This is a genomic window from Flavobacterium eburneipallidum (assembly GCF_027111355.2).
Classification (GTDB): domain Bacteria; phylum Bacteroidota; class Bacteroidia; order Flavobacteriales; family Flavobacteriaceae; genus Flavobacterium; species Flavobacterium eburneipallidum.
Genome location: NZ_CP114291.2, coordinates 26797 through 45432, shown reverse-complemented (window position 1 = coordinate 45432; position 18636 = coordinate 26797). Strand labels below are relative to the sequence as shown.

The 18636-nt window shown below is 33.8% G+C and carries 13 protein-coding genes and 1 tRNA gene; 12 read left to right on the top strand and 2 right to left on the bottom strand.

Features of this window, described 5'->3' with window-relative positions:
* Positions 1–18 precede the first annotated feature (18 nt).
* Both OZP15_RS00185 and OZP15_RS00180 read left to right on the top strand, forming a co-directional pair.
* A complete protein-coding gene (locus OZP15_RS00185; RefSeq protein ID WP_269226493.1) occupies positions 19–3207 on the top strand; it encodes a SusC/RagA family TonB-linked outer membrane protein in 3189 nt (1062 codons plus the stop codon).
* Positions 3208–3235: 28 nt separating this feature from the next.
* Positions 3236–4984 (top strand): RagB/SusD family nutrient uptake outer membrane protein, encoded by a 1749-nt coding sequence (locus OZP15_RS00180; protein ID WP_281336666.1) that lies wholly within the window; start codon positions 3236–3238, stop codon positions 4982–4984.
* Between the two features lie 105 nt (positions 4985–5089).
* Here OZP15_RS00180 and OZP15_RS00175 read toward each other — a convergent pair whose 3' ends face one another.
* The gene (locus OZP15_RS00175) at positions 5090–6121 is read right to left on the bottom strand and encodes a LacI family DNA-binding transcriptional regulator (RefSeq protein WP_269226490.1); all 1032 of its coding nucleotides are present in this window, start codon (positions 6119–6121) and stop codon (positions 5090–5092) included.
* A gap of 142 nt (positions 6122–6263) precedes the next feature.
* Between OZP15_RS00175 and OZP15_RS00170 the strand changes: the two genes are divergently transcribed.
* The 4 genes from OZP15_RS00170 (at position 6264) to OZP15_RS00155 (ending at position 11961) form a co-directional block, all read left to right on the top strand.
* On the top strand, positions 6264–7265 hold the full coding sequence (locus OZP15_RS00170; protein ID WP_432419381.1) for a GntR family transcriptional regulator: 1002 nt from the start codon (positions 6264–6266) through the stop codon (positions 7263–7265).
* 3 nt (positions 7266–7268) lie between these two features.
* A complete protein-coding gene (locus tag OZP15_RS00165; RefSeq protein WP_269226489.1) occupies positions 7269–8753 on the top strand; it encodes a xylulokinase in 1485 nt (494 codons plus the stop codon).
* 8 nt (positions 8754–8761) lie between these two features.
* Positions 8762–10087, top strand: a complete 1326-nt coding sequence (gene xylA / locus OZP15_RS00160; RefSeq protein WP_281336665.1) for a xylose isomerase — start codon at positions 8762–8764, stop codon at positions 10085–10087.
* Positions 10088–10272: 185 nt separating this feature from the next.
* Positions 10273–11961, top strand: a complete 1689-nt coding sequence (locus OZP15_RS00155; protein ID WP_281336664.1) for a sodium/sugar symporter — start codon at positions 10273–10275, stop codon at positions 11959–11961.
* A gap of 195 nt (positions 11962–12156) precedes the next feature.
* Here the strand turns inward: OZP15_RS00155 and OZP15_RS00150 are convergent.
* A tRNA-Phe gene (locus OZP15_RS00150) sits at positions 12157–12229 on the bottom strand.
* Positions 12230–12371: 142 nt separating this feature from the next.
* On the opposite strand from OZP15_RS00150, the gene OZP15_RS00145 reads away from it, so the two are divergent.
* The 6 genes from OZP15_RS00145 (at position 12372) to OZP15_RS00120 (ending at position 18629) form a co-directional block, all read left to right on the top strand.
* Positions 12372–13106 carry a type III pantothenate kinase gene (locus OZP15_RS00145; RefSeq protein ID WP_269226488.1) on the top strand — a complete coding sequence of 245 codons (735 nt, stop codon included), beginning with the start codon at positions 12372–12374 and terminating at the stop codon, positions 13104–13106.
* The gene (gene bamG, locus OZP15_RS00140) at positions 13099–14352 is read left to right on the top strand and encodes a BamG family beta-barrel-assembly machinery protein (RefSeq protein ID WP_269226487.1); all 1254 of its coding nucleotides are present in this window, start codon (positions 13099–13101) and stop codon (positions 14350–14352) included. Before OZP15_RS00145 ends, bamG begins: the two co-directional genes overlap by 8 nt.
* 49 nt (positions 14353–14401) lie before the next feature.
* Entirely contained in the window at positions 14402–14944 is a 543-nt protein-coding gene (gene lptC / locus OZP15_RS00135) for an LPS export ABC transporter periplasmic protein LptC (RefSeq protein WP_269226486.1), read from the top strand.
* An 18-nt stretch (positions 14945–14962) separates the two neighbouring features.
* Positions 14963–15157, top strand: coding sequence for a hypothetical protein (locus tag OZP15_RS00130; RefSeq protein WP_269226485.1), 195 nt, complete (start codon positions 14963–14965; stop codon positions 15155–15157).
* 3 nt (positions 15158–15160) lie between these two features.
* Positions 15161–16420: a hemolysin family protein gene (locus OZP15_RS00125; protein ID WP_281336663.1), complete on the top strand. Its 1260-nt coding sequence runs from the start codon at positions 15161–15163 to the stop codon at positions 16418–16420.
* A 109-nt stretch (positions 16421–16529) separates the two neighbouring features.
* Positions 16530–18629 (top strand): peptidylprolyl isomerase, encoded by a 2100-nt coding sequence (locus OZP15_RS00120; RefSeq protein WP_281336662.1) that lies wholly within the window; start codon positions 16530–16532, stop codon positions 18627–18629.
* Positions 18630–18636 lie beyond the last annotated feature (7 nt).

Genomic DNA, 18636 nt, shown 5'->3' with positions numbered 1-18636 from the left:
TATTTTATAAAAATAGATATGTTAAAAAATTTACAACTAACCTGTGCGATGAGCATCTTTTTAGCAGGAAGCTTTAGTGTACAAGTGTACGCTCAAACCGAGCAGGATTCAACATCAACCGTAATTACTACAGCTCCAAAAATTAAAAAAGGGATTGTAGTTAAAGGGATTGTTAAAGACGCAAAAACCAAAAAAGTATTATCAGGAATAAATGTGGTTGTTAAAGATTTTTCTGCTTCAATTACTAAAGATGATGGAACCTTTGAAATCAATGTTCCTCATTTAGAGTCGCTGCTCACTGTGGGTGGTCAAGAATTTCAAACCAAAGTGTATCCTCTAAAAAATAGAGATTCAAGTTTAGAAATTTTCTTGTATGAAGCGTATTATGCCCCTACTTACCAAGTTGGAAATTTGCCAAATGGACAAGAAATGCAATACGGAACAACTAAAGCTGTAAATGTAGTCAACTTCAAAACCAATCAATGGTCTAGTCCTATCAAAGAATCAGTAGGAGACTTTCTTCAAGGTAGAGTTGCTGGACTAAATAGTATCAGAAGATCAGGTGTTCCTGGTTCTGGAGCCTACTTAAATTTACGAGGTTTTACTTCACTTTACGGATCAAATAAACCTTTGATTATTGTAGATGGAATGATCTATGATGATGAAGATTATGGTTCAGGAATTATTCAAAATAATAGCTCTTCTCCGCTAGAGAATTTAGATGTAAAAGATATTGAAAACATTACAGTTCTCAAAGACGATAGCGCTCTTTATGGAACTAAAGGTGCTAATGGTGTTCTTATTATCAACACTACTCGCGCTACCGAAGTTACAACTAAAATTGATTTTACAATGTACGGAAGTGCCAATCAAACTCCAGAGCAATTACCTGTTATGGAGGCTGATGCCTACCGAACTCATATTTCACAATTAGAAACCACTCGTGGTCTTACGCAAGATCAAATTGGTAATCTACCTTATATGATTGACAATCCTGCTTATTCAGGATATTACAGGTATCATAACCAAACCAATTGGCAAGATAAAGTATTCAAATCTAGTATAAGTCAAAATTATTTCCTTAAAGTTCGTGGAGGTGATGAAATTGCAAAGTATGGTTTATCTGTTGGTTATCTTAATAACGAAGGAATTATTGAGGGTAGTCAATCTACACGTTACAGTACTCGTTTGAATGCTGCTTTGCGTTTGACCAATAAACTTTCTGTAGATGCTAATATGTCATTTATCAATAATCTTCAAGACCAAAGAGATCAAGGGTTTGCATACAAAACTAGTCCGCTGTATTTGGCTTTAACTAAAGCACCATTTTTGGCTTCAAATGCTTTTGATGCACTAGGTAATGTATCGCCTAATTTAGCCGATACTGATGATTTTAATATCAGTAATCCAAGAGCTATCTTGGATAACGGAATTGGAATAAATAAGAATTACCGTTTCTTCGGAAATATGAATTTTAAATATGTAATCAATAAGGCTTGGAATGTAAATACTCTTTTTGGTTTAACTTATAACAAAGAGCGTGAATCTTTCTTTATTCCGGATCTTGGAGTTGCTGATATTATTCTTCCTACAGCTATAGGAACGAATCGTTCAGGTAGCGAAGTACAAATCATGAATAGTATTTATACTGATACTTATGCCAACTACTTTAAGAAATTTAAAGAAGATCACAAACTAGACGTGCGTTTTGGATTTAGAACTCAAAAAAGTCATTCAGAAAGTGATTTAGGATTAGGATTCAATTCAGCTACAGACGATTTTATCAGTGTTGGTGCAGGTTCTAATTTGCTACGTCAAGTAGGTGGAGCTTTAGGCGAATGGACATGGTTGAATATTTATGCTAGTGGTAATTATAATTATCGAGATAAATATTTTTTAACTACAAGTTATGCTGTAGATGGATCTAGTAGATTTGGTGATAAATTGAATGGAAAAGATAGATTATCCTTAATGACTTCTATTACTGGAGCATGGCTAGTTTCTGCAGAAGATTTCATGAAAGATTCTAAAACTTTTGATTACTTAAAATTAAGAGGAACATTAAGTGAAAGCGGAAATGATGATATAGGTAATTTTACTGCTCAAAAATACTATGTTTCTCAAAACTTATTAGGTGTTCAAGGATTAGTTCGTGGCAATATTGGAAATCCAAATTTACAATGGGAAAGAGTTAAAAAAATTAATCTAGGAGCAGACTTTGGTATGTTCAACGAGCGTCTTAATCTTACGATGGATGTTTACGGAAAGAAAACCGCTAATATGATTGTGTATGAAACTATTTCAAATTTGAGTGGTTTTGATTATGTAGTTTCTAATAGTGGAGCTATGCAAACTCTTGGTGCTGAATTGTCTTTGAATGCCCGTGTAATCAATTCGCCAGATTTTACTTTTGATTTTGGAGTGAACTTATCACATTATAAAAATAAAGTACAAGGATTGCCAAATGGTGAAATCTTTACACAATTTGCTGGAGCTACATACAGAACAGCTGTAGGAAGTGATGCTAACATGTTTTATGGTTTGAAAGCCAATGGTGTATATTCAACAACTACAGAGGCACAAGCTGATGGCTTATCTAGACGTTTAACAAACGGAGAATTAGTTCCTTTCAAAGGTGGAGATATGCGTTTTACAGACAGAAATGGAGACAAAGTTATTGATGATAACGACCGTATGGAAATTGGAAATCCAAATCCTGATTTGATGGGAAGTTTTACGACTAACTTTACTTACAAGCGTTTTAGTCTTCAAGGATTGTTCAATTTCTCTATAGGAAACGATTTGTATAACGGAGTACGTTACAATTTAGAGAAAATGAGTGGTTACGAAAATCAAAGTGTAGCGGTAGAAAATCGTTGGAGAGCCGAAGGACAAATTACAAACATGCCTAAAGCAGTTTGGGGAGATCCAATGGGGAATGCCAGTTTCTCTGATAGATGGATTGAAGATGGATCCTACTTAAGACTTAAAACTTTAGTAATTGGATATGATTTTAATGTAGAAAAAATGAATTATATCAAAGCTATTAAAATTTATGCAACAGCCAATAATTTATTTACCTTAACTGATTATTTAGGTTTTGATCCTGAATTTAGTGGCTCTTCTTCTATATTTGGACAAGGAGCTGATGTAGGATTGACTCCACAGTTTAGAACTTTTCAGTTAGGATTGCGTTTAGGTCTTTAATTATTTTACACAATATAGAAAAATACAAATGATAACAACAATTAATACAAAAACAAAAAAGAGCAGCTTATTATTAGTAATGACATTAGTCTTTACTTTTAGCTCTTGTTCGGATTTTCTTGATGTGGAGCCAGAAGATAAATTGGTTGGAGAGCAAGTATATCGAAATGTATATGATGCCGATGCAGCCGTATTCGGAGTTTATGGTAAATTTATGGCTCTTGCAGAAAAAAATGTAATTCTTAATGAAATGCGTGCTGACTTGATGACCACAACTCGTAACTCAAGCCCTTTTTTGAAAGAAATTTCAGAACACAATGTTTCTGCTAATAACCCTTATGCTAGCCCAAAAGAGTTTTATGCCGTGATTCAAAACTGTAATGATGTGCTTAAAAACTTCGATATTATGCTCGAAAAGAAGCGTTTTACTGTAGATCAATACAATCAGCGTTATTCTGATATTGGAGCCATTCGTACATGGGTTTATTTACAATTAGGAATTCATTACGGAAGTGTACCTTACATTACAGAACCTATTGAAACATTAGAAGATGTAAAAAATATTTCAAAGTATCCTAGAATATCTTTTAATGAATTGTTAGATAAATTAATAATCTTTGCTGATGCTTTACCATACAAAGATTTATATGCTTCGGGCAGTTCGATGGTAATTACCGTTGATGGTTTTAATACAGGTAAATTTTTTATTAACAAAGAATGTTTATTAGGTGATTTGCATCTTTGGAAAGGGAATTATCTTGAAGCAGCTAATCATTACAAATACGTAATGGAAACCGGAACTAGAGGTGGAGATAATACAGCATTATATGATACCTACCGTGTAAAATATGCTGAAGTTATTACTAACGAAGATTTAGCAGTTGGGTATTTAAGATATGCTGAACAAGATGCCACAACTTTAGTTAATAATAATACTCAAGGTTGGCGTTCTATTTTTGCAAGAGATAGAGATGCATTGTGGCATAGTGAATGGATTTGGTCGTTACCTTTTGATAATAATTTTGCTCCTAAAAATCCATTCATCAATTTGTTTTCGAATAGAAATGGTTCTTATTTAGTTAAGCCATCACAATCAGCTATGGATTTGTGGAATAGTCAAACACAAGCAAATGACTTTCCTTATGATGCTAGAGGTTCGAAATTCTCTTATAATATAGTAAATGGAGATCCAGTGATTATGAAATATTTATACAGTAGTGAGGCTGTAGCAACAACTGCTGGAGTACCTAATACTAAAGGACAATGGTTTTTGTACCGTGCTGCAAAATTACATTTGCGTTATGCCGAAGCAGCTAACAGAGACAATCAGCAAAAAGTAGCTTATGCTATATTGAATAATGGAATACAATCGGCATACAACGTAAATCCTGTGCCTTCAGATGTTACTAATATACAACAAACGATGTTGCCATTCCCTTATGATTTCGATGCTAGAAATGGTGACTTCCCTAACTTTAGAGCCAATTGGCACCGTAATACAGGTGTTCGTGGTCGTGCTAGATTAAGAGCAGCGGGAGCAATTGGCGATGATATGATTACTACAGAAAATAACATTATCAGAGAAGATGCTTTAGAATTAGCTTATGAAGGTAACCGTTGGGAAGATTTAGTGCGTGTGGCATTACGTCGTAATGATCCAGCCTTTTTAGCAGATAAAGTGTATGACAAATTGAGTAAAGAAGGAAACACCCAAGCAAGTTCAGTACGTGAAAAATTAATGAATGTCAATAATTGGTATTTGCCTTTTTCTTGGTAAAAAGTACAATTAATTGCACCAAACAAAAACTCCTTGTGTATATTACACAAGGAGTTTTTTGTTTGGTAGGTTTATTTTAATTGCTTTATGAATAATATTTTGATTCTATATTTTACTCGAAGATTCCCGAACCAGTACTTCCGTATTCAAAAAAGTGATTTCTTTCACATCGTCTTTTTTTAATGATTTGATGTTTTTCAAAATAATTTCAGCCGACATTTTGCCCATTTTTGCAGCAGGATGCGTGATAGTAGATAAATTTGGATCTACAATTTGAGAAATAGGATCGTTATTAAATCCTATTACCGCTAGTTCTTCTGGGATTTTTAGGCCTCTTTTTTTTGCAGACTGAATAGCACTAACTGCCATAATATCTCCTGAAGAAAAAACTCCATCAGGGCGATTCTCTAAATCAAGTAGTAAATTACTAGCTCTAACGCCTTCTTCATAAGTAACAGCTTTTAAATTTACAATTAGTTCTTCGTCAATAGGTAAATTGTTTTCTTTTAAGGCATCGAGATAACCTCTTTTTCTTTCGTTGTATAAATTTCCAAATTCTGATCCAGCAGTAATGTGAGCAATACGCTTGCAGCCTTGTTCAATTAGATGAGTTGTGGCTTTGTATCCAGCAGAATAATTGTCAATAATTACTCGAAAAGTATTAAAATCTTTAGGAACCCGATCCACAAAAACCAATGGAATGTTGTTGGCGACAAATTGTTGAAAATGTGAAGTATCTCGGGTTTCCATCGCCAGTGAACAAATTATGCCGCTGACTCTACTACTGTATAATGACTTTGCCATACTCACTTCTTCGTCATAAGAATCGTGAGATTGCATAATAATAACATTATATCCTGATTTTTGAGCTGTGATTTCAATACCACTAATCAAGGAAGAAAGGAAGGGTTGGGTAACTGTTGGTATCAAAACTCCAATAGTATTGGTTTTGTTTCCTCGCAATCCTGCCGCCAAAGTATTAGGGACATAACCCATTTCTTCGGCTGTCTTTTTGACTTTTTTTATTGTTTTACTGCTTATGGTAGGGTGGTCTTTCAACGCTCTTGAAATGGTAGAGGTGGCAAGATTTAGTTTTTCAGCAATATCGTATATCGTAACGTCTTTATTTTCTTCCATAGCATTAAAAATAATGAATACAAATATACTGTTTTTTGAAATAGTCGAAAAATTGAAAAAGTTTTGAAATTTATACTGTTAAAATTTTTTATTTCAAAAAAATAACTAATTTAGCATAACGGAACAGAACAGTACAATAATTATGAATGAAAAGAATTTTGCTTTTAGCATCAATCATGAGAGTGATATCCCAAAATACCAGCAATTAGTAAATTCTATTAATAATGCTATAGCGGAAAACCTTTTGAATAAGGGAGATTTACTACCTTCTGTAAATACTATCTGTAAAGATAATAAACTTTCTCGAGATACTGTTTTTAAAGCTTATTCTATTTTGAAAGATCAAAAAGTTATAGAATCGGTTCCTAATAAGGGCTATTATGTAGCAGGCGAAACTAGGAAAGTACTTTTGGTTCTAGATACTTTTAAAGCTTACAAAGAGGTTTTGTATCACTCGTTCGTAAATAACTTGCCGGATAATATCATTACCGATGTACAATTTCATCACTATAATATTGATAATTTCAAAACTATAATCAATAATAGTGTAGGGAAATACTATAAGTATGTTGTGATGAATTTTGATCACAAAGATGTAGTTTCAGTATTGAATAATATTTCCAATGATAAACTCTTATTAATTGATTGGAATGTTCATTCTAAAACCAAGAATAATTATGTTTTTCAAGATTTTGGAAAAGCATTTTATGAATCTTTAATTGGTGCTGTTGATTTGTTTAAAAAGTACAACGGAATCGATTTTTTATATCCAAATTACACCAATCATCCATTGGAGACTGTTACTTTTTTTAAGAAATTTTGCAAAGAGTATGGTTTTGATTTTAATGTGATTACCAATCCAAAAGAGTTTAATGTAGAGAAGAACAAAGCTTATATTAGTGTGAGCGATAGAATTTTGGGTGTGTTTTTAGAGCAATGTCGAGAGAAAGATTTTGAACCAGGAGTTGATGTGGGTTTACTATCGTATAATGATACTCCAATGAAAAAATTCATTTACAAAGGTATTTCTGTAATTTCTACTGATTTTAAAGAATTAGGAACAAAAGGAGCTGAATTTATTACCAGAGATGAACCGATGCAGTTTTATGTGTCAACCAATTTAATATTAAGAGAATCATTATAAAGTATGTATTATATAGGTTATGATATAGGAAGTTCTTCAGTCAAGATAGCCTTGGTTGAAGCAGCTACAGGAGAAAAAATTATTGCACTCCACGAGCCACAAGATGAAATGGAAATTATGGCGCATCACAAAGATTGGGCAGAACAAGATCCTGAAATTTGGTGGCAACACATTTGTGTCGGTACCAAAAGAGCTATTAAGGAAGCCAATATTGATGCTTCAAAAATAACAGGTATTGGAATTTCGTATCAAATGCACGGTTTAGTAGTAGTTGATGTAGCTGGAAAATCGTTACGTAACTCAATCATTTGGTGTGACAGTCGTGCAGTAACAATTGGAGACAAAGCATTTGCTGAAATCGGCGAACAAAAATGCTCCGAACATTTATTGAATTCGCCAGGGAATTTTACCGCTTCGAAATTGAAATGGGTCAAAGAAAACGAACCCGAAATTTACAAGAACATTTATAAATACATGTTACCTGGCGATTTTATTGCCTTTAAGTTAACGGGACAAATAACCACTACCAAAAACGGTTTGTCCGAGGGAATGCTTTGGGATTACAAAGAAAACAAAGTGGCCACTTGGCTATTAGATTACTACGAAATTGACCAATCTTTGACACCAGCTATTGTCGAAAATTTTACCAATCAAGGCGAATTGAACGACAAAGGTTCTCAAGAAACTGGATTGCCAATAGGAATTCCTGTCGTTTATAGAGCTGGAGATCAACCCAACAATGCTTTGTCGTTAAATATATTAAAACCCGGAGAAATAGCTGCCACAGGCGGAACTTCGGGAGTAATTTATGCAGTTACCGACCAATTAAAATCCAAAGAAACATCCCGAATAAATAGTTTTGTTCATGTGAATTATACCAATGAAAATCCAACAGTTGGAAAATTATTGTGCATCAACGGAGCAGGAATTCAGTACCGATGGATGCGAAATATAGGAGGTTTGGATTCGTATGAAAACATGAACAACCTAGCATCAGAAGTACCAGTTGGGTCAGATGGTGTGGTTGTAATTCCTTTTGGAAATGGAGCCGAACGCATGTTGAACAATAAAAATATAGACAGTCATATTCTAAATTTGAATTTCAACAAACACAGCCACGGTCATTTATACAGAGCCGCATTAGAAGGAATTGCTTTCTCCTTTGTATATGGAATGGAAATTATGAAGAATGACAATGCCGAAATTAAAGTAATTCGTGCTGGAAATGACAATTTGTTTCGTTCAGAAATATTTTCGAATACCGTCGCCACATTGATTGGACATGAAATTGAAATTTACAACACTACAGGTTCAGTAGGAGCAGCAAGAGCTGTCGGATTAGTAGATGGCGATTATGAAAAATTTGGTCAAAACATTATGAATAACGATCACGTTATGACGTATATGCCTTTAAAAAATGCAGAACATTATTTAGAAGCCTATCAAAATTGGAAAACAGCATTAGAAAAAATAATAACAAATAAATAATTTACAAAATGATAGTTTTAGGGAACAAAGAGTATTACAAAGGAATTGGTCAAATCCAATTCGAAGGAAAGGAATCTGACAATCCATTGGCGTTTAAATACTACAACCCAGACCAAGTGGTTGCAGGAAAAACAATGAAAGAGCACTTTAGATTTGCAATTGCCTATTGGCACACCTTCTGTGGGCAAGGTTCCGATCCATTCGGACCAGGAACACAAAATTTTGCTTGGGATCAGCCAGCAGATGCTATTGATGCTGCTAAAGAAAAAGCCGATGCAGCTTTCGAATTCATTACTAAAATGGGTTTTGGTCACTATTGTTTTCACGATTACGACTTGGTGAGAGAAGGAGCAACTTTCGCAGAATCAGAAAGTAGATTAGCAACTATCACCGAATATTTGAAAGAAAAACAAGCGGCTTCTGGAGTGAAATTGCTTTGGGGAACCGCTAATGCTTTTTCGAACCCACGTTATATGAACGGTGCGGCTACGAATCCTGATTTTAATGTTGTGGCTAGGGCTGGTGGTCAAGTAAAATTGGCTTTGGATGCTACGATTGCTTTAGGTGGAGAAAATTATGTGTTTTGGGGAGGTCGTGAAGGATATATGACGTTGTTGAATACCGATATGGGAAGAGAATTGGATCACATGGGAATGTTTTTAGTAAAAGCCAGAGATTACGCAAGAGCACAAGGTTTCAAAGGAAATTTCTTCATTGAGCCAAAACCTATGGAGCCATCCAAACACCAATATGATTTTGATTGCGCTACTGCTATTGGATTTTTACGTCAATATGGTTTGGAGAATGATTTTAAAATGAACATCGAGGTAAACCACGCAACCTTGGCTCAACACACTTTTCAACACGAAATTGAAGTGGCCGCCAAAGCTGGAATGCTAGGAAGTTTGGATGCCAACCGTGGAGATTACCAAAACGGATGGGATACAGATCAATTTCCAAACAACATTCAGGAAACTACCGAAGCAATGTTAGTATTCTTGAAAGCTGGAGGTTTGCAAGGCGGAGGAATTAATTTTGATGCTAAAATCAGAAGAAACTCTACTGATATGGAAGATGTTTTCTTAGCACACATTGGCGGAGCAGATACTTTTGCAAGAGCTTTATTGACAGCTGATAAAATCATTACTTCTTCTCCTTATGAAAAATTGAGAAAAGAGCGTTACAGTTCATTTGATTCTGGAAACGGAAAAGCTTTCGAAGAAGGAAAATTAGGTCTTACTGAATTATACAAAATTGCCCAAGAAAACGGAGAACTTTCGCTTCAAAGTGGCAAACAAGAATTGTTCGAAAATATTATTAATCAATATATTTAATATTTTGAATTAGTTTTCAAAAAGGTGTTGGAAGTGTTTATTTTTTATAGAAATAAGATACTTTCGAACACCTTTTTTTATTTGACCAATTTTCGATATAAATATACTATTTTTGGGCAGCGTTTTTTTTGAAATAAAAAGCATAATTTTTAACTAACATATTAATTTAAAACCAAAACATCTTTATGAACACATTACAATTAGCAGATTACCTAGTATTCCTAGTGTATTTCTTTATCGTAGCTGGATACGGTTATTCTGTTTACATACGCAAAAAAACACAATCCACATCAGCTTCACATGATTACTTTTTAGCCGAGGGTTCTTTGACTTGGTGGGCAATTGGAACTTCCTTGATTGCTTCTAATATTTCTTCGGAGCAATTTATAGCCATGTCTGGAAACGGTTTCAAAATGGGTTTAGCCATTGCGACTTACGAATGGATGGCTGCATTAACATTAATTATTGTAGCTGTATTTTTTATTCCAGTTTATTTAAAGAATAAAATTTATACCATGCCTCAATTTTTGAGCGAAAGATACAACGGAAATGTAGCGATGATTATGGCTGTATTCTGGTTGTTGCTGTATGTAATCGTGAATTTAACTTCTATTCTTTATTTGGGAGCTTTGGCTATCAACGGAATTTCTGGAATTGAAATTAATCTGTGTATGTACGGTTTGGCGTTTTTTGCCATTATCATTGCATTAGGGGGAATGAAAGTAATTGGATACACGGATGTTGTTCAGGTAGTGTTTTTAATATTTGGAGGTTTAGTAACTACTTATTTAGCTTTAGATAAAGTAGCTGAATTGAACGGACAAAGTGGTGTTGTTGATGGATTTAATTATATGTATAATCAATCAGGAGATCATTTTCACATGATTTTCAAAAAAGAGAATGAAAATTTCCCGAGTTTACCGGGATTAACGGTATTGCTAGGAGGAATGTGGATTGTGAATTTGAACTATTGGGGATGTAATCAATACATTACTCAAAGAGCTTTAGGAGCTGATTTGAAAACCGCTAGAACAGGAATTTTGTTTGCTGCATTTTTGAAATTATTAATGCCAGTTATTGTGGTTTTACCTGGAATTGCGGCTTATGTAATTTATACTAAAGGACAATTGCAAACGGAGATGTTAGGGCCTGATGGAATTCTAAATCCAGACCGTTCTTATCCGGTATTATTAAACTTATTGCCAGTAGGATTAAAAGGATTGTCTTTTGCGGCTTTAACAGCAGCTGTAGTAGCTTCGTTAGCTGGAAAAGTAAATAGTATCTCCACTATTTTTACTTTGGATATTTTTAAGAAAAAAATTGATGTAGATGCTTCTGAAAAGAAAATGGTACAAGTTGGTAAAATCACAGTAGTTGCCGCTATGCTTTTGGCGGTTGTGATTGCGCCAATGTTGGGGATTGACAAAAAAGGAGGATTTGAATTCATTCAAGAATACACAGGATTTGTAAGTCCAGGGATTTTTGCGATGTTTATTCTAGGATTCTTTTGGAAAAAAACAAGTTCGAATGCAGCTATGTTTGCAACAATCGGTGGTTTTATATTATCAGTAATATTAAAATTCCTTCCAGAACACGTGAATTTAGAATTCTTGTATAGTTCGGGTTTTGCTACACAAGTACTTCAAGAAAATGGAAGTAAATTATATGAAATTCCATTTTTGGACAGAATGGGATTTGTATTTGTAATTTGCGTTATCTTGATGATTATTATCAGTTTGTTTGACGCTAAAAGAGGTGTTGAATCAAAAGGATTGGAGATTGATTCTAAAATGTTTAAAGTGAGCAATGGTTTTGCTGTAGGTTCATTAATCATTTGCGGAATATTAGTAGCACTTTATTCTATCTTCTGGTAGGATTCCAATAGCCTAAAAGGTTTTCTATGATTCAATTTATAGTCTTGAAGCCGAGATTTGACTGATCAGTTAAGGAGAGTTTATTTTTTTTTCTCTTCTTCGCCGATGGTCAATTTCTCGGTTTTTTTGTTTTCAAAAAATCCAGAAAATAATAAAAAACAAAAAACCCGAATAGTAACTATTCGGGTTTTGTTGTGGTGCCTCCAGGGATCGAACCAGGGACACATGGATTTTCAGTCCATTGCTCTACCATCTGAGCTAAGGCACCATGCTTTAAATTCGTTTCGTTCTTATTTTATTAAGAGTTGGATGAACTTGTTTGCGGGTGCAAATATAGAACCATTTTTAATTTATCCAAAACAAATTTTAAAAAAAATCAATTCGTATCTTCGTGCTACTAAATATAAATTATGATTTTAGCCATCGATGCGGGAAATACTAGAATTAAAGCAGCTGTCTTTGAGGGTTCTATCGTTTTGGAAGACTTTGTTTTTTTGAAAATAGAACTTCAAAAAAACATCAAAAATATTTTAAAAAAATATCAAAAGACAACTCATTTGGTTATTTCTTCGGTTTCAGATCTGGAAAAACTGGCTTTTTCTGCCTTTGAAAATATTGTAAAAGTTCATTTTGTTTCCCATAATGATGTTTTCCCATTTACTAATGATTATAAAACACCACAAACTTTAGGAATCGACAGAATGGTACTGGCAGCAGGGGCAACACTTCAGTTTCCGAATCAGAACAGACTGGTTATTGATGCAGGAACTTGTGTGACTTATGATTTTGTCGATGAGTCCAACCATTATCTTGGAGGAGCAATTGCTCCAGGTTTAGGAATGAGATACAAAGCTTTACATGATTATACTGCAAAATTGCCTTTGCTCGAATTAGAAAATCCAAAACAGTATATCGGGCAATCTACTTCAGAATCCATTCATTCGGGTGTGGTCAACGGATTGGTCTATGAAATCGACGGTTTTATAGATGAATATAAGGCAAAGTATTCAAACTTTATCATAATTTTAACGGGTGGAGATACAGTTTTTTTGGCTAAACGATTAAAAAATACCATATTTGCCAATTCAAATTTCCTTCTCGAAAGTTTGAACCAAACATTTCAATATAAAATCAACAATGATTAAAAAAATAATAATAAGTGCTTGCTTGTTTTTGTCACTTGTTTCTTTTGCTCAAGAAGGAACTTCATCGCCTTACTCTTTTTATGGAATTGGAGATGTGAAATTTAACGGAACACTCGAAAATAGGTCTATGGCTGGCTTGTCCATAGCTCAAGATAGTACTCATATCAATTTACAAAACCCAGCAGGATATGCTAATTTAACTTGGACTTCTTTTACCATTGGTGGTAGCAGTAATTTTACTAATCTAAAATCAGGTGATGAAAAAGGTTCTGCAAAAAAGGTAACATTAGATTATCTGGCACTAGGAATCCCTTTGAGCAAAAAATTTGGAGGAGCTTTTGGTCTGATTCCTTACTCTTCTGTAGGGTATAGAATTTCGAATGAAAATCCTATTTCTTCCGAAGTTAGTAAACGTTTTAACGGTTGGGGAGGTCTGAATAGAGTTTTCTTGGGGTTTGGTTATAAAGTGCTTCCTAACTTGAATGTCGGTGTAAATGCTTTTTACAACTTTGGACAAATTCAAAGCAATAGTTTAGAATATATCGAAGATCAAGGAATTGGTTCTCGTGAACTGAATGTTTCTAATTTGTCGGGCATGAATTTTAATTTCGGTATGACTTATAAAGCCAAGTTTAACGAAAAACTATCAGTTTTTACTAGTTTATATTATTCACCAGGAAGTACTCTGAAATCAGAAAATACAAGAAACGTAGCTATTGTTGATTACAACTCTCAATTTGATTTGTCAATAATAGATATTTCAGAGGATGAGCTTTCGAATAACGAATTGAAGTTGCCAAAAAAATTATCTTTTGGTGCAGGAATTGGAGATTCTAAAAAATGGCTTTTGGGTGCAGAAGTTGCTGTTCAAGGCATTGGTCAATTGAATAGCAATTACAATACTATTGCAAATTTGAGTTACGAGCGTGGTCAAAAATACAGCATTGGAGGTTATTATATTCCTAATTCAAATCCTTTTGCGAGTTATTTTCAGAGAATTACTTACAGAGGAGGTTTAAGATATGAAAAAACAGGCCTTGTGATTAATTCTAATTCTATTAATGATGCAGCTGTGACATTCGGTATGGGATTGCCAATAACGGGTTCTTTGTCTAATTTTAATTTAGGTTTAGAATACGGAAAAAAAGGAACTACTTCGGATAACTTGGTTCAAGAAAATTATTTTACAGTAAGTTTGAGTTTTTCATTAAATGACAAGTGGTTTGTGAAACGTAAGTTTTATTAAAATCAGTTACTTTTTCTAATTACACTAACAGTTTCTCATGGTCAGACGTATGATTCCATATAAAAAATACTTGGTTCTGATGCTTGTTCTGACACTGATTTTAGGTTGTGAAAGTAATTTTAAAGAAGTGCAAAAAAGTAATTTTTCGGAATTTGTTCCCAGTGGCGAGGCTGATAAAATTAACTTAAAATACACTGATTCAGGCAGGATTACGGCCATATTAATAAGCCCGAAAATGAAAGAATACGCCAGCGTGGACTTTCCTTTTACTGAATTTCCAAAAGGAATCGATGTTACTTTGTACGACAAAAAGGGAAAGCGAACCTTTATCAAATCCGATTACGCCACTTCTTATAAATTGACAAATATTATCGATTTAGAAGGCGATGTGGTTATTCAATCGGAAGATGGACAAATGCTAGAAACCAATCAGCTATATTTTGATCAAAAAAACGAATGGTTTTTCACCAACAAACGCTTCACTTTTACCGACCCAAAAGGAGTATCTTATGGCAAAGGAATTGATTTCAGTAAAGATTTCAAAATTATCAATTCGCAAAGCATCGTAGGAGAAGTAGAATCATCCGAATAATTTCAATACATTTTAATCATGAATTATCTAAAATATACCCAATACGTTTATCTTGTGGCAGCTGTTTTTTTTATTGTAAAAGCCGTTGAAATTTGGGATGAGCCTAATGATCAGCATTTTCTTTTTCTTGGAATTGCTATCCTTTCTATTTTTATGTTTTTCTTTAGAAGAAGATTTGCTAACAAATTTGAAGACAGAAACAAGAAGCCTTAATTCATGGAAATAGGTATAATAATAGTTTGTTTGTTATGTAGTGCCTTTTTTTCAGGAATGGAAATCGCATTCATTTCATCCAATAAAATTTACCTTGAATTAGAAAAAAAGCAAACTGGGTTTATTGCTACTATTTTAACCAAGCTTACCCAAGAACCTTCCAAGTTTATTGCAGCAATGCTCATAGGAAATAGTATTGCGCTTGTGATTTATGCACTCTTTATGAGTGAATTGTTAGTAAAAGGATTCAATGCTTTTGGGTTTTACTTCTCGGAATTGATGAGTGTTCTAATTCAGATGCTACTAACTACAACAGTAGTTTTGCTGACTTCAAAATTTTTTCCTAAGGTTTTTTTTCAAATTTATGCCAATACTTTAATCAAGGTTTTTGCACTTCCAGCCTATTTTTTCTATATTCTCTTTTTTTTTATCTCTACTTTTTTTATTTGGATTTCTGACTTTGTTCTAAAGAATTTTTCAAAGGCAGCTGGCAGTCAAGCTTCTTTGTATTTCAGTAAAGCAGAGTTGGGCGATTACATTAGCGAACAAATAAGCACTCTAGAAGATAAAGAAGAAATGGATTCCGAAATACAGATTTTTCAGAATGCGTTAGACTTTTCAGGTGTAAAAGCTAGAGATGTTATGACTCCAAGGACAGAAATTGTTGCCATTGATGTATTCGATTCTATTGCTACATTGAAAGAATTGTTTATTACAACGGGTTATTCTAAAATTGTAGTCTATCAAAATTCGTTGGACGATATTTTGGGTTATGTTCACTCTTTTGATTTATTCAAAAAACCAACACATATCAAATCGATCATCATCCCAGTCGAATTTGTTCCTGAAACTATTTATATCAAGGATGCTATGAATTTGTTGACCAAAAAGCGAAAAAGTGTAGCTGTAGTTTTAGACGAATATGGAGGAACTTCGGGGATTATTACCATAGAAGATATTATCGAAGAACTTTTTGGCGAAATCGAAGACGAACACGATTTACAGGAAGAATTAATCGAACAAGAATTAGATACAAGAATTTATCTTTTCTCTGCGCGATTGGATGTAGAATATATCAATCAGACCTATAAAACAGCTATTCCGGAGAGTGATTCTTATGGAACTCTTGGTGGTTTTATTGTTGATTTCACAAAAGAAATTCCTCAAAAAGGAGCAGAAATCGGTATTGATAACTACCATTTTAGCATTGAGGAAGCAACAAACAAGAAAATCGAATTGGTTAAAATGACAATAAAAGAATGATTTTTTTTGATAAATCAAATTTTCTTGTAAAATATAGCGGTAGTAGTATAATTATTAATTAGATAATTGTATTTTCGCAAACTGAATTTAAAAATTAACAACAATAAAAATGGCAGTTTTAGAAAAAATTAGACAACGCTCGGCTTTAACTATAGTAATTATTGCATTCGCGTTATTTGCATTTATAGTACCAAGCCTTTTCGATCAAGGAGGTTTTGGTGGTAATTCTAAAGACGTAGGAAGTATAGATGGAAAAGATATTGCATTTGAAGACTTTCGACTAAAAGTAAGTAATGTTGAGAAAAGTCAACAAGGAATTACGCCAACTGCAGCTGCAAATACCGTTTGGGATCAAGAAGTTACCATTGCTTTGCTAACGGCTCAATTCGAAAAATTAGGATTGAAAGTAGGAGCAAAACATATTATGGAAGTTTTAAAAGCGGATCAAAATATTGGACAAAACCCAATGTTCTTGAATGCCGCTGGAAAATTTGATGAAGCCAAATTTAAAGAAGCCGCTAAAAGTAATCCACAAATTGCTGAATATATCAAATCCAGAGAGAAAGATGCTGAATTGAATTCTAAATTTCAAATTTATAGCAATTTAGTAAAAGCAGGATTGTACACAACTGAAAGTGAAGGAAAATTGAAATACGAAATGGAATCCAACAAAGTAAATTTTGCTTATGTTGCTGGATTGTATTCTTCTGTTAAAGATAGTCAAGTTAAAGTTTCAGATGAAGAAATCGTAGAATTCATGAAGAAAAACGAGAAAAAGTACAAAGCTGACGAAACTCGTGCCGTTGAATACGTATTGATTGAAGACAAAGCATCTCCAGCTGATGAAGCAGAAGTGAAAGCTAAAATCAACGCACTGTTAAAAGGAAGTGTAGTTTACAACCAAGCCACAGGAAAAAACGATACTTTACCAGGATTCAAATCAGCAGCAAATGTTGTTGAATTTGTAAATTCAAATTCTGATATTCCTTATGATTCTACTTATGTTGCCAAAAAAGATTTACCAGCTGTAGATGCTGATAAATTGTACAACTTGGCTCCAGGAGAAATTTATGGGCCTTATATGTTCGGGAAATACTACTGTATTTCTAAATCATTGGGTAGAAAAGTAGGTGTAAATGCAAAAGCAAGTCACATCTTAATTAGCTACGAAGGAACTCAAGTACCAAACAAAAAAGAGAAAAGAACCAAAGAAGAAGCAAAAGCAAAAGCGGAATCAATCTTGGCTCAAGTAACGGCTAATCCAGATAGTTTCTTGATGTTAGCTTTTACAGCATCAGATGATTCTTCTTCACAACAAGGTGGTGATTTAGGTTTTTTTGGACCAAATCAAATGGTAAAACCATTCAATGATTTTGTATTCAACAGTCCTATTGGAAAAGTTGGATTAGTAGAAACACCTTTTGGTTTTCATATCATTAAAGTAACCGACAAGCAAGACGGAGTTCGTTTAGCAACTATAGCTCAAAAAATAGAAGCTTCAGAAGCAACTTCAAATGACGTATATACTAAAGCAACTCAATTTGAAATGGATACAGCTGAAAAAGACTTTGCTAAAACTGCAGCTGCTATGAAATTGACTGTGGCATCACCAGTTACTGTAAAAGCAATGGACGAATCTTTTGGTCCTCTAGGAAATCAAAGAAATATTGTAAGATGGGCTTTCGAATCAGGAACAGACGTTGGTGCTGTAAAAAGATTTGAAGTGGCTAATTTAGGTCATGTAATTGCTAAAATGACTAAAGTGAATCCAGAAGGATTAATGGCTGTTGATTTAGTACGATCTTTTGTAGAACCAATTCTTAAAAACAAGAAAAAAGCGGAACTAATCAAAGCTAAAATGTCAGGAAGTTCATTAGAAGCCATTTCGAAAGCTGTTGCATCACCAATACAACAAGCGGTTAATGTTACATTAGACAATCCTGTTTTGGCAGGTGGAGTAGGTCAAGAGCCTAAAGTAGTTGGAAATGCTTTTGCATTGGCAACAGGAAAACTTTCTGCGCCAATCGAAGGTAGTACAGGAGTTTATGTAGTATTGAACAAAAGCACAGTAAAAGCACCGGCAATAAAAAATCATTCTGCTTATGTTGCTAAAGTAAAAGCGCAATCTGCAGGAGATGTAAACAGAGTTATCCCAGCATTAAAAGCAAATGCTAAAATCGAAGACAATAGAAGTCAATTTAATTACTAAATTCAAA